This window comes from Arthrobacter sp. 10T416 (genome assembly GCF_056394165.1).
Map to the genome: position 1 here is coordinate 33,031 of NZ_JBFTHI010000006.1, position 18,602 is coordinate 51,632.

Here is an 18,602-nt window from a genome sequence, read left to right on the forward strand (position 1 = left end):
GACGACCTCTTGGCTAACCGGCCTTGTACTCCAGGATGACGAGCGGCTCAGCCGGAGGGATCACTGCCCCTGGCTTGTCACCGTTGATTGGCATGGATCGCCATTGCAGGAAGAAGATGCTGCTACCGCTGCGAGTCGCTATCCGGTTTGTCACCAGTTGAGCATTCTGTTGAAGCATCGGCATCATCGGCGATCCTGAAAATGGGGATGTCGACGGATGGTCCGATATCACCGCGAGAGTCTTTTCCTCCAACACAACATTGCGCCCCTTGCCATTGCAGGAATAACTGAACTGCAACGTCCCGGCTCCTGCTGCGGTAACCGATCCCGTGGAGATGGGGAAACTCAAACTGCCAGTCCCCCGGACAGAAAATACACCGTTCCAGCGAGTTACCTGCGACCGCTGCCACCCGCCCGGGGCTACTCCCCGCGCAACAAAAAGCTGGTTACCCCTGGCAGCATCCAGCTTGGTGTAGCTGATAATCGGATGCTTCGCGCTGTCAAAACCAAGCCCAATGATTCCGTTAACAAGTCCGGAGCCAACCGTCGCAGGATCAACAATAGTCTTGCTGAGTCTCGTCATTGGCATGGTCAATCCAGCTCCCTGGAGATTCTGCCAGTGGATGAAATCTTTAGTTTTTGCATATGAGGCCGAATGATTCGTGGACACATCCGGGGTATCCCGCCACATCCAAACCATGTGAAAGTAGCCATCCGGACCAAGAACTGGCGGGCTCGAATAAGCGCTGCTAGTCCCTTGCCCGTTCAAGATTCCCCTTGGGGTTACGAGCTGCCACTTTTTTGTAGCTGCAACAAAACGATATATGTACTCGACTCCGCTGCCGCTTCCGCCGTATCTAAACTTGAAAAACAACCCACCAGCAGAATTCTTAAGAAACTGCGGGTAAGTTACGGCGGACTCAAGTTTTGAATTCGCAAGTGTGCCGACCCGCTGAAGCGTAGCGACCTTGCCGGGAATGGTCGTCACGTAGTAGTTAAGTTTTGTGGCATGCATATTTCCCGCCACGTGCAGGTTGCCTTTGGAGTCCAGCGCCATCGTCACATAATTGTGGCTGTCCCAACCCACCTGGGTATCCAAAGTCTTCGCAGTCCACGCGCCCAGGCCCACACGCGTCTTGACCATGAGCCGGCGACTCGCGCCGTAGTAGGCAACGTATTGCCTGCTACCGGCGACAAGGAGGGATTGCCCAACGGGTTGACCCGCCCAGGTCGACCCCACGCGTGTGGTCGACGCGTACTTGTACGACGGGGATGTCACTGAACTGGAGGGACCGGCGTCCTTATCGCAGATCAGCGGCCCTCCCGCCAGCACAGTCGGTGTGGGTGCAACTGGGAGTTGGCTCCGAATTTCAACGGGACCAAGCATGTTGCTGGTTGCTATGAGTAATACCGCGAAGGCTGCGGTCAAGCCACCCGTGATCATGCGCGAACGGTAACAGGGGGCTTTTTTTCGGAATAGATGCTTTCGCTTCACAATTTCCCCATCGTCTGAAATTTAGGCCCAAGAGGAAACTTCAGTAACAGGGTTCACTTTGGTAACAAGAAACGTTGAATTCCACCTACCCGTTTTCTGCGCCATCAATACTTGGATGAAACACAAAAAACACTTATTGTCGATTTATGCTCGGAAGTAGTTTCCGAACAATAGCGCCCGGCCAAACAAAACTGACTTGCGACTATCAGATCCGGGACTCCATGGGATGAAATCCCTGGACCTTGATTTAGTCTGGCCAGTGGCCCCGAAGGACAGTTACCCCAGTTGCATATCGACCTAGTCGTGCTGGAGCGGGGCGACTCAGTTTCCCAGCCGGCGACCCGACCGCACAGGAGCAAACACGTGCGGGCCAGTCGTAGCGTCAGGCTCAAACAGCAACTTCTCGAAATCGGTCTCTTCCTGATAAGTCTCGCGAGCGCGTTCCAGAATGCGCTCCCCGAAGCCCTCACCGACGCGCTTGGCGTCAGGTACTACCGCTTCAATCTGATTCTTGGACCCGTAAGTTCCGTAATAGGCGTATGCGTCAGCACCGGTAGTCGGGACGTAGTTCAATATTGTCCCGAGTACGTGACCGCGGACCCTGTTCAGGTTCCCGAGCGACTTCCCTAGCTGTTCCTGGGTGGTCCTCCCGGCCCTGACTACGACGATTGCCCCGTCGGAAATCCGCGACAACACCGCAGCATCCGTGACTGGCAAAAGAGGCGGCGCGTCAATCAGTACCACGGCGGAATGAGAGAGCTCGGCCAGCAGATTCTTCATGGCCCGGGAACCAAGCAATTCGCTAGGGTTCGGAGGAATTCGACCCGACCCAAGGACTGCCAGGTTCGGAAGTGCTCCCCACGGCTGCAAAACGTCTTCCACGCTCGCCTGACCGCTGAGCACGTCGGTAACTCCAACACCGGGAACCAACCCAAATACATCCACTACGGTCGGACGCCGGAGATCTCCGTCAACGACCACGACGTTTTCGCCGGCCGCGGCCATCGTGACAGCCAAATTGGCGGTCACGGTCGACTTACCTTCAGACGGAACGGAGCTTGTTACGACAATAATCCGAGGTGGGTTGTCCACGTCCAGGAAGCTCAAGTTCGTTCGGAGTTCCCTCAGCGCCTCGGAGATGGCGTGATTACCCCGGTCTCCGCTATGAACGGTCAGCGGCCCGGCGTCAAGTACCTTGCTCTTCTCATCGAGTCGATGATCCACTGGAATAGTTCCGATGACCGGCACCCCGAAGACCCGTTCAATTTCGGCTGCAGTCCTGATGCGGCGATCGAGATGATTGCGAAGAAGGGCATAGCCAATGCCGGCTAGAAGGCCAACGAGTGCCCCAAGAGCTAGGGCAATCTTCACATTGGGCGTAACCGGGCTCGTTGGTGCGACGGCCTTTCCAAGCGGAACTACACGAACCGACGGCATTACCGGCTGCGCTGCGCTCTCGGTTGCTGTCGTTGTCTCGATGTCCTTAACCTGGTCAGCCAGGGCGACGACCCAAGCATCAGCTACACGCTGCGCGGTCGCCGGGTCCGGAGAGGACGCGGAAATTCTTATGTCGGCGGTGTCCACCGGCACGGACACATTAACGGTGCGAAGCAATTCATCCGCGGTGGTCTTCAGCCGCAAGGCAGCGATGACCCTGTCTGCTACGAGGCGAGAGCTCGCCACAGACTTGTAGTTTTTGGCCTTGGACTTGGACAGGTTGTCACCTGCAAGAGAGAGACTGAGGTTGTCCGCCCCTCCCGTGACAACTATGCCGCTCGATTCTGCTGCATAAATTCGTGGCTGGAACAGGGTCCAAGCGAACGCAAGCAAAGTGGTCAGCAGCGTAAACGCCACGACACCCTTCCAATGGATCCGCGCCACCCTGACGTAGTCAGCCAACGTGAGCCCGGCCGATCGCTGATCGACCATCCCGGTATCCACACCGCTCATGCTTTGTTACCCTCCCCCGCGAGGCCACAGCGGCCTGCACAAGTAACCATTTTACGTCATACGTAATGAGATTCTGCCACCGATGCGTGCGGCCATTCGTGAATCCCCGGCGTGAGCCGTATGACGCCGCAGCAAGGCCTGGCTCCGTCTTTTTTTGCACCACGCTGAATGGCAAAGAGATCCCATCCCCCCGGCCCTAGAGGTGTGCGGCACCTCCAGGGGAACCTCACTTCATGTGAAAGAATTGGGGTTCCGAAGCAGATCTTCTCTGTGACGATTCAACCGACCATTGGGGACTCATGACGGCGCCTTTTGATTCCGAAGCAAATCCTTCCGACAACGAACCGCAGCCGAGGACCAAGCCTGGGCCTCGGAAGGGCCGGAAGCTCCTGCTCGGAATTCTGGCCTTCCTCGTTCTGGCCGCTGTTGTGGCTGGAGGATTTCTCTTCAATTTGGCGCGAACCTTCGACTCCAACAGCACCAAAATCGAAACCGCTTTTCCCGCCGAATCGAACCGCCCACAGAAGTCAGCACCCGTCGACGGCAAAGCTGCTATGAACATCCTGATTCTGGGCTCTGACAGCCGCGGCGCAAGCGAAACCGAAGCAGCGAATGGAGTCGCATCAGACCAACGCGCCGACACCCTCATGCTCATGCACATACCCGCGGATCGCCAGAAGATCTACACGATATCGGTCATGCGTGACCTTTGGGTTGATATCCCGGGACACGGCAACGCAAAGATCAATGCTGCACTGGCCTTGGGCGGGGTACCGCTAATGGTGCAGACAATGGAATCAATTTTCAAACAGCGAATTGACCACGTAGCGATGGTGGACTTCGAAGGTTTCAAGGGTTTGACCGACGCCCTTGGCGGCGTGGAAATAGACGTCAAGATACCCTTTGAACCAACGCATCTAAAGGGACACTACTTTGATGCCGGCAAGCAGATCATGTCAGGAGAAGAAGCCCTGGCTTTCGTCCGCGAACGCTACGCCTTCGCGGACGGCGACTATCAGCGGGTTCGCGATCAACAAGAGTTCCTCAAAGCCATCCTTCGGAAGACAATGGACGCCAACACCTTGGCTAACCCCTTGACTGTTAACTCGCTTGTGAGTTCAGTTTCTCCTTTCATCGGTGTCGATAAGGGCCTCGATGCTGCGAGCCTCGCCGGCCTGGCGGTCGAACTCAGGAACATACGTCAGGACGGCGTGACAATGTTTACGCTCCCAACTAAGGGCATCGGGACCTCCGCCGACGGACAGTCAATTGTCCTGACGGACCCTGCCGCCATCGAAAGCATTGCCGCCGCTCTGAAGCAGGACCGAATGGACAGCTATGTTCGGGCGAATAATCTGCAAAAGGGGAACTAGTTCTCGGCGCCTCAGCTGGCCCTCCCCTCTCCATGACTCATTAACCACTGCCGTCGCCAAGGAAAAGACACATACCCGTGGAACCGATTTCACCAATCCGCATACTGACAGTTTGCACAGGAAACATCTGCAGGTCCCCCGTTGCGGAAAGGCTCCTGCAGGCCGGCCTGGATCAGATACACCCAGGGCGCTTCGAAGTCAGAAGCGCGGGAACTCGAGCGATGGTCGGTGATCCTGCCCAGCCGCGATCGGCGGAGATCATCCGTCTCTACGGCGGATCCGCGGCGAGCTTCAGCGCTCGCCAAATTACTGCACCCATTCTGCGCGAGCAGGATCTTGTGCTCACCATGGACTCTGGCCACCGCACGGAAGTTCTGCACGTGAGTCCAGCGCTTCTCAGAAGGACTTTTACGATTCGCGAATTCGCACGGATGCTCGACGTCTTGGAGGAGCGCGACGCAGACAACCTGGGCGACGGGAGCACGAACTGGCGCAATCTAGCTTCACGTGCCGCTGCAGTTAGGCATCTTGCGCTGGCTCGAATGTCTGGCGAAGACGATGTCGTGGACCCCTACCGGCGCGGGCCGGAGGTCTACGAGCAAATGGAAAATGAGCTGGCACCCGCGGTCGAGGGCATCCTGCGTTTTTCCAGATTCATCAGCCCGTAGCCCTGGTTGCTGCTGATCTGCCGAAATCACACAGTATCGCCTCTCATTCCGCCGGCCGATCCACCGGTGGTGCGGCTGCGGTGTTAAGTTGGTAGCGGGGGCCACTACCCGGACAACTGGCCGGCCGACCTTGAGGACGACATGATACACCCGTTCGACCCCGACGCCCACACTCCCGAGCCGGCACCCCGTGCGCCGCACCTCGTCAGGAAGCGACGCGGACGCAAGGTGTTGATCGCCGTGGCCGTGGTGGTGGCACTGGTCGCTGTGGCGGCCGGCGGCTACCTCTTCAACCTGGCGCACACCTGGGACTCCGGCACCCACAAGCTTGAACAGGCCTTCCCGGCCGATTCGACCCGCCCGGCAAAGAACGGTGCCGCGCAGGGCGCGATGAACATCCTGGTGATGGGCAGCGACAGCCGCGGAGCCGCCGGGGCGGACAATGCCGGCGCGGCCGCCTCGGATCAGCGCGCCGACACGCTGATCCTCCTGCACATCCCGGCGGACCGCCAGCACATCTACTCCATTTCCGTTATGCGCGACCTCTGGGTAACCATTCCCGGCCACGGCGAGGCGAAGATCAACGCAGCGCTGGCCCTCGGCGGCACCCCACTGATGGTGCAGACCATCGAATCCCTCTTCAAGCAGCGCATCGACCACGTCGCCACGGTCGATTTCGAAGGGTTCAAGGGCCTCACGGACGCCCTGGGCGGGGTCACCGTGAACATCAAGCTGCCCTTCACCTCGGATGCCCTGCCCGGCAAGACCTACGCTCCCGGCGAGCACACCTTCAACGGCACTGAAGCACTGGCCTTCGTCCGCGAGCGCCACGCCTACGCCGACGGCGACTACCAGCGGGTCCGCAACCAGCAGGAGTTCCTGCGGGAAATCATCAAGAAGTCAATCTCCGGCTCAACACTGACCAACACGGTGACCGTCAACAACATGGTGGGTGCTGTCGCGCCGTTCCTGCCTGTGGATAAGGGGATGGACTCCGCCACGGTGGGCGGTCTGGCCTTCGAACTGCGGAACATCCGGTCGCAGAACACCGTGATGTTCACCCTGCCGACCGGGGGCGTCGGGACGTCCGCGGACGGCCAGTCAATTGTGGTGGCGGACCCGAAAGCCATCCAGGACCTTGCCGGGGCAATGGCCTCGGACAAGCTGGGCGAGTACGTCACGGCGAACAAGTTGGAAAACGGCAACTGATCACCGCCGTGTGCGGCGGCCCGGGCGCGGGCGGCGGTGATACTGTCCCGTCATGGCCACGCCTGAACCCGCAGACCCACCGGCAGCACCACCTCCGCCACCGGCCCCGCCGGCGGACAGAAGGCGGCGCCGGATCCTGATTGTCGCCCTCGCGCTGTTGCTGACCGCCGGCGTCGCAACCGCGGCGTTCCTGCTGGCACCCCGCTCCGAGACCGCCGCGCCGGTCCCGAGCCCCACCCCGAGCGCGACGCCCAAGGCCACGCCGAAGCCCAGTACCAAGCCGACGCCGGAGCCGGCGCCCACCGCGCTGAACATCCTGCTGATCGGCAGCGACAGCCGCGTGGACCAGAGGGGCGCGGCCGCAGCGGGCAAGGCGGCTGACCAACGGGCCGACACCATGGTGTTCATCCACGTCCCTGCGAACCGCCAGCGGGTCTACGGCATCTCCCTGATGCGGGACCTCTGGGTCACCATCCCCGGCCACGGCGAAGCGAAAATTAACGCGAGCCTGCAAATGGGCGGCATCCCGCTGGCCACACGGACTGTCGAGTCCCTGCTGGGCCAGCACATCAACCAGACGGTCATGGTCGACTTCCAGACTTTCACCGCCCTCAACGATGCCGTTGGCGGCGTTGACGTCAACGTGAAGCAGGCCTTCACGTCCTCGATCGACCCGGCGGTCCATTTCCCCGCTGGCGTTAACCGGCTGAAGGGCGCCCGGGCACTGGACTTCGTCCGCGAACGCAAGGCATTTGTCGACGGGGACTACCAGCGGGTCCGGAACCAGCAGAGCTTCCTCAAGGCGGTGCTGGCCAAGGTGGTCAAGCAAAGCGTCAAGGACCGCGCCACCGCCCGCAAAGTGGCGGCGATCGCGCTGCCCCGGATCACGGTGAGCCCTGCCCTGACGCTCGAAACCCTGACGCGCCTCACATACAGCTTCCGCACCACCCCCGCGGGCGGCGGGGTGTTCTTCACGCTGCCGACGGCCGGCGTCGGCACCAGCGCCGACGGCCAGTCAATCGTGCTTCAGGATCCTGCGGCTACGGCCGGCGTTGCCGCGGCCCTGCGCGCCAACAAACTGGACACCTACGTGGCCGTACATAAGCTCCAGAACGGCAACTGAGCCGGGGTTCGGTAGATTGAGTCCATGACGCAGACTCCCGTTCGGCCCTCACCGCAGCCCCCCGTCGCCAAGAAGGTTCCTTTCCAGCGGACCCACCACGGGGACGTCTTCGAGGACAACTACGAGTGGCTCCGGGACAAGGAATCCGCGGAGGTGGTGGAACTCCTGCAGGCCGAGAACGCCTACCAGGAGGCCGTGACCGCCCATCAGGAACCGCTGCGCGAGGCAATCTTCCAGGAGATCAAGGGTCGCACCCAGGAAACCGACCTCTCCGTGCCGAACCGCAAGGACGGCTGGTGGTACTATACCCTTTCCGTGGAGGGCAAGGAGTACGGCATCCAGTGCCGCGTCCGCGCGCAGGACAGCGGTGATCGGGTAGCGGACTGGACGCCGCCCGCCGTCGAGGTCGGCGTCGGGATTCCGGGCGAGGAAGTGCTGCTGGACGGGAACGTGGAGGCCGAGGGCAAGCCGTTCTTCGCCGTCGGCGGCTCCGCGGTGACCATCGACGGGAACCTGTATGCCTACGCCGTGGACAACGCCGGCGACGAGCGCTTTACGCTGCGGATCAAGGACCTCCGGACCGGGGAACTGCTGCCCGACGTGATTGAGAACGTCTTCTACGGCGTCTCCTTCTCCCCTGACGGCACCCGGATCTTCTACACCGTGGTGGACGCGTCCTGGCGCCCGTACCAGGTGAAGTCCCACGTGCTGGGCACGCCCGTCACCGATGACGAAGTGATCTACCAGGAGGACAACGTCGCGATGTGGCTCGGCTTCGAGCTCTCCGCGGACCGGCGCCACCTGGTGCTGGGCATCGGCTGCTCGGAGTTCAGCGAGACCCGGCTGCTGCGCTTTGATGCGCCGGACGCCGGGCTGACCACCGTGATCTCACGCGACGAGCGCATCCTGTACGAAGCGGAACCGTTCCTGCTGACCGGCCCGGACGGCGAGGCCTCCGAAGCCATCCTGCTGACCCACAACAAGGGCGCCATCAACTCCATGGTCTCGCTTGTCGATCCGGCCGAACTGGCCAAACCGGCAGCCGAGCAGCACTGGCGGACCGTCGTCGCGCACTCGGACGAGGTCCGCGTCAACGGCGCCGGCGTCACGTCCACCCACCTGGTGCTGTCCATCCGCAAGGACACCATCGAGCGGGTGCAGGTCCTGCCGCTGGCCGGGCTCGGCACCCCGGAACAGGGCGACCCGGTGGAACCGGCCTTCGACGAGGAGCTCTACACCGCCGGTGTGGCCGGCTCCGACTACGAGGCCCCCGTGATCCGGATGGGCTACACCTCCTACTTCACGCCGTCGCGGGTCTACGACTTTGTGCTCCCCACCCCGGACCAGCCCGCCGGGGAACTGCTGCTGCGGAAGGAAAGCCCGGTACTGGGCGGCTACTCGGCGGCGGACTACGTGGCCACCCGGGAGTGGGCAGAGGCCGCGGACGGGACCCGGATCCCGCTCTCGGTGCTCCGGCACGCCTCGGTGGCTCCGGATTCGACGGCGGCCGGCCTGGTCTACGGGTACGGCTCGTACGAGCTGAGCATGGATCCGGGCTTCGGCATCCCGCGGCTTTCGCTGCTGGACCGCGGCATTGTGTTTGTGATCGCGCACATCCGTGGCGGCGGAGAGCTGGGCCGGCACTGGTACGACGACGGTAAGAAGCTGCACAAGAAGAACACCTTCACCGACTTCATCGCCGCGACCGACTGGCTCGCCGGATCCGGCTGGGTGGACCCGGCCCGGATCGCGGCCATGGGCGGCTCGGCCGGCGGCCTGCTGATGGGCGCCGTGGCCAACCTGGCGCCGGAGAAGTACGCGGCGATTGTCGCCGCGGTCCCGTTCGTGGATGCCCTGACCACCATCCTGGACCCGGAGCTCCCGCTCTCCGCCCTGGAGTGGGAGGAATGGGGCAATCCCATCACGGACCCCGAGGTGTACGCCTACATGAAGTCCTACACCCCGTACGAAAACGTCCGGGCGGCGGCGTATCCGAAGATTGCCGCCGTCACCAGCTTCAATGACACCCGGGTGCTCTATGTGGAGCCCGCCAAATGGGTGCAGCGGCTGCGCGAGGAGAACACCGGCAGCGAGCCGATCGTGATGAAGATCGAGATGGACGGCGGCCACGGCGGCGCCTCCGGCCGGTACGTCCAGTGGCGGGAACGGGCCTGGGACTACGCGTTCGTCGCGGACTCCCTCGGTGCGGCCGCGCTGCTCCCGGGAGCCGGTCTGAGGTAGCCCCTCCCCGATCGATTGCCCCGTAACCGCCGTTTTGAGGGTCCAAAAGGGCCCCTACGGAGCAATCGATCGGGATTTCAGATCCCGCGTGTACCAAAATTTGATCATCATGCTTACTATTGACCTGCACTAGGCACGTCGGTGGAGACACTGCTCACTGGGGGCAGCACAAAACCGTGCCGGAACTGGAGTCATTCGTGAGTACTGAACGAGCTATGAGCGGCCTGTCTGACGAGGAACTGCTGGCCGAAGGCGCCACCGCGCTCCCGGACAAGGAAGTCGCGTCCGTCCTGGATCTGAATGCCGACCTGAATCTCGGCATCAGCGCCGCCGCTCCGATCGACCTCGGCGTCGCGGCGAACGCTAACGTCGCGGCCCCGATCGATGCCGGAGCCTCAGCCAACGTTCTCTCCGTGGGGTCGGACTCGCAGGCCCTGGCGGACCAGGGAACCCTCATCAACCAGGGCATCACCGGCGACGCCACGGCCCACTCCGTGCAGGACAGCGCCATCGACCAGGGCGCCGCTGCCGACGGCGGCGCTACTGCTGCGCCGGCAACGGCAGATCCCGCGGCTGCTCCGGCTGCGGTGGATCCGGCCGCCGTCCCTGCTGTCGATCCGACGGCGGTTCCCACCGGGACTACCGACGGCGGCATTGTCCCCGGCGGTGTGCTGCCCGGCGGAACCACTCCGGACCTTGGCGGTGTTGGTGCCGGTGCCGCGGGTGCCCTGAACGGCAACCTGCTCGACGTCAACGTCAACCTGGACGCCAACGCCGGCATCGCCGCCCCGATCAACGGTGCCGTGGCCGCCAACGCCAACGTTGCGGCGCCGATCGACGCCGCGGTTGGCGCCAACATCGGCTCCATCGACAGCCAGGCCTACGCCGTAGCCCACCAGGATGCCATCATCAACCAGGACATCCACGGCAATGCCACGGCTTCAGCCGACCAGCAGTCCGACCTGAAGCAGTAGCACGCAGATGAGCATCGTTTACGGGGGGCCGTCCGACCAGGGCGGCCCTCCGGCCCTGTCCGGCGATGGGACGTCGGCCACCGGATCCGCAGCGTCGGGCGTGGCTGGGGCGACGGCTCCCGGCGCGGCTGGCACGGCCGGGGCGACGGCTCCCGGCGCGGCTGGCACGGCCGGCCCCCCTGGCGCGCCGGGAGCGGAACCCGGCCTTCCGGCGTCGTCCTCTACAGTGGGCACCCTGCCGCCGCCGGCCTTGGCCGACGGCGTCCAGCTGCTCGGCGAGACCAAGGGCTCCGGCTACAAGCAGGCGCCCTCACTGGTCCGGCGCGCCGACGGGCAGACCATCCAGCTGACGCGGCTGCTCTATTTGGTGCTCGAGGCCGTCGACGGGCAGCGCGGACTGGAGGAGATCGCGGAGCACGCGGGCGAGGCGACCGGCAAACCCATCAGTGCCGAGAACGTGCGGACGCTGATCGACTCCCAGTTGCTCCCCCTGGGTCTCCTGCGCCTGGCGGACGGCTCGCAACCGGAGGTCAAGAAGTCCAATCCGCTGCTGGGCATGCGGTTCCGCTACTCGGTGACGGATCCGGAGCGCACCCGGAAAATCACGTCGCCGTTCGCCGCGCTCTTCAACCCGCTGATTGTGGTGGCGGTGACGGCTGCCTTCCTCGCGACGTGCTGGTGGGTGCTGATGGTCAAGGGGCTCGCCTCCGCCACCCATGAAGCCTTCGCCAACCCCGGCCTGGTGCTGCTGATCCTGCTCGTCACGGTGCTCTCAGCCGGGTTCCACGAATTCGGCCACGCTGCTGCGGCCCGCCGCGGCGGTGCCACGCCGGGCGCCATGGGAACCGGTTTGTACCTGATGTGGCCGGCGTTCTACACGGACGTCACCGATTCGTACCGGCTGGGCCGGGGCGGCCGGATCCGCACGGACCTCGGCGGGCTGTACTTCAACGCGATTGTCGCCGTCGCCATTATGGGTGTCTGGTGGGCCACCGGCTTTGACGCGCTGCTGCTGGTGGTGGTCACCCAGATCCTGCAGATGGTCCGGCAGCTGATGCCGATGATCCGTTTCGACGGCTACCACATCCTGGCCGACGCCACCGGCGTCCCGGACCTGTTCCAGCGGATCAAGCCGACCCTGCTGGCCCTCATTCCCTGGCGGAAGACTGACCCCGAGGCCCAGCTACTCAAGCCGTGGGCCAGGGCAGTCGTTACGGTCTGGGTCCTCGTCACGGTGCCGCTCCTGGTGTTCAGCCTGCTCAGCATGGTGCTGACCCTCCCGCGCGTCCTCGGCACCGCGTGGGACAACGCTGCCAAGCAGGAGGCCATGTTCGCACACAGCCTCTCCGCCGGGGACTTTGCCGACGCCGCGGTGCGTGTGCTGGCGATCATCTGCATCGGCCTGCCGGTTCTGGGCATCTTCTACATCCTGCTGCGCCTGGGGCGGCAGTTCGTCACCGGACTCTGGGCCAAGACCCGGGGCAAGACCCTCCAGCGCGGCGTCGCGATGGCGGCCATCCTGGCCGTCACCGCAGGCCTGGCCTGGGCATGGTGGCCCGGCGCGGAGACGTACCGGCCCGTCCAGCCGTACGAGCGCGGGACCCTCAGCGACATCACCACGACCGCTTTCCCGGCGCAGTCCCTCACCGGCATGAAGGAGGGCCAGTCGGGCAAGACCGTGGCTCTCTGGCCCCAGGGCGCCCGTAAGCCCACCCGCGAGAACCCGCAGTTGAGCATGGTGCTGGTGCCCCGCGACCCGGCCGCGCAGGCTGCCGGTTCGGGTGGGTCCGGCTCGTCGGCTCCGGCTCCGTCCTGGGTGTTCCCGTTCGACAAGCCTGCTCCACCCCAGGACGGCGGCAACCAGGCACTCGCCGTGAACACCAAGGACGGCTCCGTGGTGTACGACGTCGCCTTCGCCCTTGTCTGGGCCGACGACGGCGCCGACGTCCGCAACCGCAACGACGCCAACGCCTTCGCCAGCTGCAAGGACTGCGCCGCGGTAGCTGTGGGCTTCCAGGTGGTGCTGATTGTGGGGCAGGCCAACGTGATTGTCCCGGAGAACCTCTCCACCGCGGCCAACTACAACTGCCTCCGCTGCCTGACCTACGCCCTCGCCAGCCAGCTGGTCCTCACGCTGGACGGCCCGTTGAGCGCGGACGGGATGACCAAGCTCAACGATTTGTGGCGGCAGATCGCGGAGTACGCCGGAAATATCCAGAACGTCCCGCTCTCGGAGATCCAAGGCAAACTGAACGGCTTCAAGGAACAAATCATGGAGATCGTCCGGACGGATCCGAGTGCCACACCGGCCGGAGCCGCTTCTCCGTCGGGGACGTCCTCACCGGGTTCGACGCCGGCGCCAAGCACCGGCTCGACGGGCGGCTCCACGGAGCAGCCTGTCCCCGGCCAGACGGCTGCTCCAGCGCCGGGTGAAACCGTCGCTCCGGGTGCCCCTGCTCCGGGAGGGCCAGCGCCTGCACCCACCTTGGCGCCTGCTCCCGGGCAGCCGTCCGGCGGCGTCGTCGACCCCGCCCCGGCGACGACGGCTGCCCCCACGGACACGGTCCCGCCGGCGCCGTAGGGCTTGCTGGGTGGTGGGGGTTGGTCCTCCGCTGGTGTTGCTCGCTGATTTGTTGCTCGCCGATTCGCCACAGATGGCCGCTAAGGGACTCCCCTTAGCGGCCATTTCTGGCAAACGGGTGGCGCGGACGTGGTCTTGGTGGTGCGGGCTCGCGTCGGATGTCGTACTCGCGCCGTGGATGCGAACCAGGACAAGCCCACTCCTGGACTCACTCCTGGACCGCCGGCATGGCCGACGAATGGACATGCTCATTCTTGCCCACGCGCGGCTGGCGTAACCTCGGCTGCGTCTTTCGGGATCCGGATGCAGGGAGCGCCAGCCAGCCGAAACCACCCGTTTGCCAAAAATGGCCGCTATGAGGCCACGCTTAGCGGCCACTTTCGTCAGTTCGAGGCGTCAATTGGTCGGGTCAGCCCGCGTCACGCACCCGCACCCGCACCCGCACCCGCACCACCCTGCCGGGCCCGCCACTCGTCGGCGAGCAGTGCGTAGACCACTTCGGTCGCCCACTCCCCCTTGTAATGCCACTTGTCCACCTGGGTGGATTCCAGGCGCATGCCAAGGCGGGTGCAGAGAGCTGCGGAGGAGGTGTTGAGGGCGTCGAGCTTGGCATCGATCCGGTGGAAGCCCAGCACGCCGAAGCCCAATTCCAGGATCGCGGCCGCCGCCTCCGCCGCGTACCCCTTCCCGCGGGCCGCCGGGGCCAGGCTCCAGCCAACCTCGGCCTGGCCGCGGCCGGGCAGCCATTTGAGGACCACTTCGCCGATCAGCCCGGGCGCCTCCGCGGCCTCGATGGCGAGGGCCACCAAGTCGCCCTCTCTCTCGAATTCGAAGTTGGCGTACTTGCCCACCTGCTCCATGGACTGGGTGTAGCTCTTGGCCTCCCGCGGCAGGAAGCGGGCCGTCTCGGGCAGCGAGTGGTAGGCGTGGAAGGCATCGAGGTCCGCGGCCTCGAACCGGCGCAGCACCAGCCGCTCAGTGCGGATGGGCAGGCTGAAGGGAAGGCTGGGTCCGGTCATGCCCCCACGCTACCCATCGATTGCTCCGCAGGTGCCGTTATGGGCCGTCAAAAGGGCGGTTACGGAGCAGTCGATGACTGAGTGACGACGGCGGCCGTGGCCTCGGCGATCGCGCGCTCCTCGTCGGTCGGCACCACCAGCACCGGCAGAGCCGATTCCGCGGTCGAAATCACCCGGGGTTCCTTGGACCGCTGGCGGTTCAGCCCGGCGTCGAGCTCCACGCCCAGCGCGCCCAGCCGGTCGGCGACCAGGCTGCGGAACTGGTGCGAGTTCTCGCCAATGCCGGCCGTGAAGACCAAGGCTTTCGCTCCGCCGACGGCAACGTGATACCCGCCGATGTACTTCGAGAGCCGGTAGGAGGCCACCGCGAGGGCCATGGCGGCCTTGGCGTCGCCGGCGTCGGCGGCCTCCACCACGGAGCGCATGTCGTTGTTGCCGGCCAGGCCTTTCAGCCCGGAGCGCCGGTTGATCATGGAGTCGAGGTCCTCGGCGGACCAGCCGGCCCGGGCCAGGAACACCAGGATCGAGGGGTCGAGGTCGCCGGAGCGGGTGCCCATCACGAGGCCCTCGAGCGGGGTGAACCCCATGGACGTGTCGACGGATTTACCGCCGCGGATGGCGGTAACGGACGCGCCGTTGCCCAGGTGGGCGATCACGCCGTCGAACTCCTCCACCGGCAGGTCCAGCAGCGCGGCCGCCTGGTGCGCGACGTATTCGTGCGAGGTGCCGTGGAAGCCGTAGCGCCGGATGCCGTGGTTTGTATAGAGCTCGTCCGGCACGGCGTAGCGCCAGGCGTGCTCGGGCAGGGTGCGGTGGAAAGCAGTGTCGAACACGGCCACCTGCGGCAGTTCCGGCCATTTCTTGGCGATGGCGCGGATTCCGAGCACGTTGGCCGGGTTATGCAGCGGGGCGAGCGGGTTCAGCCGTTCGATGGCGCGGGTGATCTCGTTGTTGACCAGCACCGGCTCGGCGAAGCGTTCCCCGCCGTGGACCACCCGGTGCCCGACGGCGTCGAGCGGCCGGTCGCCCAGAGCCTCGTGGATTGCGCCGTCCACCTGCTCGAGTGCCTCGGCGTGGTCGCGGGGGCCCTCGATCTCCCCGTCGCCGTCGCCGCCGTTGCCCATCCCGATTTTCTCCACCAGCCCCTCGGCGAGGACGCTGCCCGCCTCAACATCGCGGACCTGGTACTTGAGCGAGGACGAACCGGAGTTGATGACGAGCACGAGCATGGGGCCTCCTAAGCCTTGGCTTCGACGGACAGGGTTGCGGACGCGGCGTCCTGGCCACCGGCCTGCGCCTGGATGGCGGTGATGGCCACGGTGTTGAGGATGTCGTCCACCGTGCAGCCGCGGGAGAGGTCGTTGACCGGTTTGCGGAGGCCCTGCAGGACGGGCCCGACGGCGACGGCCCCGGAGGACTGCTGGACCGCCTTGTAGGTGTTGTTGCCGGTGTTCAGGTCCGGGAAAATGAACACCGTCGCCTGCCCGGCCACGGTCGAGCCCGGCATCTTGGACTCGGCGATCGCGGCGTCGACGGCGGCGTCGTACTGGATGGGACCCTCGACGGCGAGGTCCGGGCGCCGCTGCCGCACGAGTTCGGTGGCCTGCCGGACGGCGTCCACCGCTTCGCCGGCGCCGGAGCCTCCGGTGGAGTAGGAGAGCATCGCGACCCGCGGTTCGACGCCGAACTGGGCGGCGGTTTCGGCCGAGGCGAGGGCGATGTCCGCGAGCTGCTCCACGTTGGGTTCCGGATTGACGGCGCAGTCGCCGTAGACCAGCACCCGGTCCGGCATCAGCATCAGGAACACCGAGGAGACGATCTTGACGCCCTCGCGGGTCTTCACGAATTCCAGGGCCGGGCGGATGGTGTGTGCCGTGGTGTGGGCGGCGCCGGAGACCATCCCGTCCACCACCCCGAGCTGGACCATCATGGTGCCGAAGTAGCTCTCGTCCTGCATCACTTCGAGCGCCTTGGCCAGGTCCACGCCCTTGTGCGCGCGCAGTTCCGCGTACTTCTGCGCGAAACCCTGGCGCAGTTCCGAGGTGGCCGGGTCCACAATGTTGATTCCGCTGAGGTCGATACCCTGGGTGGCGGCGAGCTCGCGGACGTCGGCCTCGCGGCCCAGCACCGTCAGCTCACAGACGTCCCGGCGGTGCAGGATCTCCGCGGCACGCAGGATCCGGACATCCGAGCCCTCCGGCAGGACAATGTGGCGGCGCTGGGAACGCGCCCGTTCAATGAGGTCGTGCAGGAACCGCAGCGGCGTCATCCGCTCCGGCCGCGGCAGGTGCAGCCGCTCCAGGAGTTCGGCCTCGTCCACCTGCTTGGCCCAGAGACCCAGCGCGGATGCGACTTTCCGGCGGTGCCCCGACCAGATTTCGCTGCGCACCTCGGAGACGCGCTTGGCTGTCATGTAGGTGTCATCCGGGGCCGCGAAGATCGGGAACGGAGCCTGCGCCAGCAGGGAGTAAATGGTGGGGTCCGGGGCCAGGCCACCGGTCAGGATCAGGGCCGACGGGACCGGGAACTCGGCCGAAAGGGAGGAGGCCAGGCAGGCCACCAGCACATCCGCGCGGTCGCCCGGCACGATCACCAGGGCGCCATCGTCGAGCACGTGCAGGAAATTGGCCACATTCATGGCGGCCACCTTGACCGAACGGACATCCCGTTCGCGGTCCGGCAGCCCGGCTACCTGGCCCAAGCCCAGGGCGGTGGCGACCTCGCCGGTGGTGGGCCGGGCGATGTCCTCAAGCTCCGGGAAGACGTACACCGGCCGGCCGGAAGCGCCCGGCCGGACCGCCGCGGCGATCGCCTCCAGGTCCCGGGGCTCGGCGCGGTTGACCATAATCGCCAGCAACGTGCACCGTTCGGCGAGCAGTTCCTTGCGGGCCACCTCGACGGCGTCCGCGGTTTCGGCCACGGTGCGGCCCCTGGCTCCGACGACGGCGACCATGGGCGCCGCGAGGTTGTTGGCGAGCCGGGCGTTCAGGTCGAATTCGACGGCGGCGTCCTGGCCGGTCAGGTCTGTCCCCTCGATGATCACCACATCGCAGTGGCGCGACATCTCCGCGAAGATCTCCACGCACCGCGAATCGATTTCCTCGCGTTTGCCCTCGGCCAGCAGGCCCCGCACTTCGGCGAAGGTCAGGCCGCCCCGGCAGCGGTCGTCGTCGAGGTCAAAGCGGGATTTCATCAGCGCGACCATCGGGTCCGCGTCCGCCCGGCCGTGGACCACAGGCTTGAAGAACCCGATGCGGTCAGCGTGGCGGTGCAGCGTGTCCGCCAGGCCCAGGGCTACCAGCGACTTCCCGGATCCCGGCGTCGTCGCACTGACATATATTCCTTTGGCCATGTGTCCCAGCATACTTACACCCCTTGACAGCGGGCACCCGAATGGGATTACCTAATGAACATTCGGTAAATAAAGCTGGAGGCAATGACGCATGGCTGAACTGACGATTTCCGGTGACACCCACCCCATCCTGAAGGACGACTACGCCTCCGAATGGATGGGCGTTGAGGTCCTGGCCCTCGCCGACGGCCACGCCACCATCCGGATGCCCCTCCGGCAGGAAATGCTCAACGGCTTCGGCATGGCCCACGGCGGCATGATCTTCGCTTTCGGCGACACCGCCTTCGCCCTCGCCTGCAACCCGGCGGCCCCAGCAGCGTCCGACGCCGGGTCCATCACCGTCGCGTCCGGTGTGGACATCAACTTCATCAAGCCGGCGTTCCGCGGGCAGATCCTCACCGCCGTCGCGAATCACCGTGCCAGCACCGGCCGGAGCGGCCTGTACGACGTCCAGATCTACGCCGCCGACCCCGGAGCCGTGCAGGCTCCGGCCGATTCCCCCGCCGGCGCCGCATCCCCCACGCTCCCGGGCGAGCTTCCTTCCGACACCGCCCCGGGCGAACTCATCGCCGAGTTCCGCGGCCGCAGCCGCACCATCTCCAAGAAATAGAAACGTA

General features: G+C 65.0%; 13 protein-coding genes. 8 read left to right on the forward strand and 5 right to left on the reverse strand.

Translation table 11 applies throughout. The features are described 5' to 3' along the window. Positions 1-13 precede the first annotated feature (13 nt). Positions 14-1,444 (reverse strand): BNR repeat-containing protein, encoded by a 1,431-nt coding sequence (locus AC1DBE_RS08550; RefSeq protein WP_476970246.1) that lies wholly within the window; start codon positions 1,442-1,444, stop codon positions 14-16. A gap of 372 nt (positions 1,445-1,816) precedes the next feature. Beyond that, on the reverse strand, positions 1,817-3,445 hold the full coding sequence (locus tag AC1DBE_RS08555; RefSeq protein WP_476970247.1) for a tyrosine-protein kinase domain-containing protein: 1,629 nt from the start codon (positions 3,443-3,445) through the stop codon (positions 1,817-1,819). A 299-nt stretch (positions 3,446-3,744) separates the two neighbouring features. Here AC1DBE_RS08555 and AC1DBE_RS08560 point away from each other — a divergent pair, with 299 nt between their 5' ends. From AC1DBE_RS08560 to AC1DBE_RS08590, 7 genes are all read left to right on the forward strand, one after another. Continuing rightward, positions 3,745-4,818, forward strand: a complete 1,074-nt coding sequence (locus tag AC1DBE_RS08560) for an LCP family protein (protein WP_476970248.1) — start codon at positions 3,745-3,747, stop codon at positions 4,816-4,818. A 77-nt stretch (positions 4,819-4,895) separates the two neighbouring features. Next, positions 4,896-5,486 carry an arsenate reductase/protein-tyrosine-phosphatase family protein gene (locus tag AC1DBE_RS08565; protein ID WP_476970249.1) on the forward strand — a complete coding sequence of 197 codons (591 nt, stop codon included), beginning with the start codon at positions 4,896-4,898 and terminating at the stop codon, positions 5,484-5,486. Positions 5,487-5,627: 141 nt separating this feature from the next. Further along, positions 5,628-6,695, forward strand: coding sequence for an LCP family protein (locus tag AC1DBE_RS08570; RefSeq protein WP_476970250.1), 1,068 nt, complete (start codon positions 5,628-5,630; stop codon positions 6,693-6,695). Positions 6,696-6,747: 52 nt separating this feature from the next. Further along, positions 6,748-7,818, forward strand: a complete 1,071-nt coding sequence (locus AC1DBE_RS08575) for an LCP family protein (protein ID WP_476970251.1) — start codon at positions 6,748-6,750, stop codon at positions 7,816-7,818. A 24-nt stretch (positions 7,819-7,842) separates the two neighbouring features. Further along, a complete protein-coding gene (locus tag AC1DBE_RS08580) occupies positions 7,843-10,059 on the forward strand; it encodes a S9 family peptidase (protein WP_476970252.1) in 2,217 nt (738 codons plus the stop codon). A gap of 215 nt (positions 10,060-10,274) precedes the next feature. After that, positions 10,275-11,033: a peptidoglycan-binding protein gene (locus AC1DBE_RS08585; protein ID WP_476970253.1), complete on the forward strand. Its 759-nt coding sequence runs from the start codon at positions 10,275-10,277 to the stop codon at positions 11,031-11,033. Positions 11,034-11,259: 226 nt separating this feature from the next. Beyond that, positions 11,260-13,614, forward strand: a complete 2,355-nt coding sequence (locus AC1DBE_RS08590; protein WP_476970254.1) for a hypothetical protein — start codon at positions 11,260-11,262, stop codon at positions 13,612-13,614. A 419-nt stretch (positions 13,615-14,033) separates the two neighbouring features. Here AC1DBE_RS08590 and AC1DBE_RS08595 read toward each other — a convergent pair whose 3' ends face one another. From AC1DBE_RS08595 to pta, 3 genes are read right to left on the reverse strand one after another with little or no spacing between them, the layout of a single operon-like run. Then, complete coding sequence (locus AC1DBE_RS08595) at positions 14,034-14,633, reverse strand: GNAT family N-acetyltransferase (protein WP_476970255.1); 600 nt, start codon at positions 14,631-14,633, stop codon at positions 14,034-14,036. Positions 14,634-14,692: 59 nt separating this feature from the next. Beyond that, positions 14,693-15,862: an acetate kinase gene (locus tag AC1DBE_RS08600; RefSeq protein ID WP_476970256.1), complete on the reverse strand. Its 1,170-nt coding sequence runs from the start codon at positions 15,860-15,862 to the stop codon at positions 14,693-14,695. Positions 15,863-15,870: 8 nt separating this feature from the next. Then, positions 15,871-17,985: a phosphate acetyltransferase gene (gene pta, locus AC1DBE_RS08605; protein WP_476970257.1), complete on the reverse strand. Its 2,115-nt coding sequence runs from the start codon at positions 17,983-17,985 to the stop codon at positions 15,871-15,873. 91 nt (positions 17,986-18,076) lie between these two features. Between pta and AC1DBE_RS08610 the strand changes: the two genes are divergently transcribed. After that, entirely contained in the window at positions 18,077-18,595 is a 519-nt protein-coding gene (locus AC1DBE_RS08610) for a hotdog fold thioesterase (protein WP_476970258.1), read from the forward strand. Positions 18,596-18,602: the final 7 nt, after the last annotated feature.

What these genes read in the sequence shown, in the direction of transcription:
- AC1DBE_RS08550 (WP_476970246.1), bottom strand. Translation starts at nt 1,444, where the DNA reads ATGATCACGGGTGGCTTGACCGCAGCCTTCGCGGTATTACTCATAGCA.
- AC1DBE_RS08555 (WP_476970247.1), bottom strand. Translation starts at nt 3,445, where the DNA reads ATGAGCGGTGTGGATACCGGGATGGTCGATCAGCGATCGGCCGGGCTC.
- AC1DBE_RS08560 (WP_476970248.1), top strand. Translation starts at nt 3,745, where the DNA reads ATGACGGCGCCTTTTGATTCCGAAGCAAATCCTTCCGACAACGAACCG.
- AC1DBE_RS08570 (WP_476970250.1), top strand. Translation starts at nt 5,628, where the DNA reads ATGATACACCCGTTCGACCCCGACGCCCACACTCCCGAGCCGGCACCC.
- AC1DBE_RS08575 (WP_476970251.1), top strand. Translation starts at nt 6,748, where the DNA reads ATGGCCACGCCTGAACCCGCAGACCCACCGGCAGCACCACCTCCGCCA.
- AC1DBE_RS08580 (WP_476970252.1), top strand. Translation starts at nt 7,843, where the DNA reads ATGACGCAGACTCCCGTTCGGCCCTCACCGCAGCCCCCCGTCGCCAAG.
- AC1DBE_RS08585 (WP_476970253.1), top strand. Translation starts at nt 10,275, where the DNA reads ATGAGCGGCCTGTCTGACGAGGAACTGCTGGCCGAAGGCGCCACCGCG.
- AC1DBE_RS08595 (WP_476970255.1), bottom strand. Translation starts at nt 14,633, where the DNA reads ATGACCGGACCCAGCCTTCCCTTCAGCCTGCCCATCCGCACTGAGCGG.
- AC1DBE_RS08600 (WP_476970256.1), bottom strand. Translation starts at nt 15,862, where the DNA reads ATGCTCGTGCTCGTCATCAACTCCGGTTCGTCCTCGCTCAAGTACCAG.
- pta (WP_476970257.1), bottom strand. Translation starts at nt 17,985, where the DNA reads ATGGCCAAAGGAATATATGTCAGTGCGACGACGCCGGGATCCGGGAAG.
- AC1DBE_RS08610 (WP_476970258.1), top strand. Translation starts at nt 18,077, where the DNA reads ATGGCTGAACTGACGATTTCCGGTGACACCCACCCCATCCTGAAGGAC.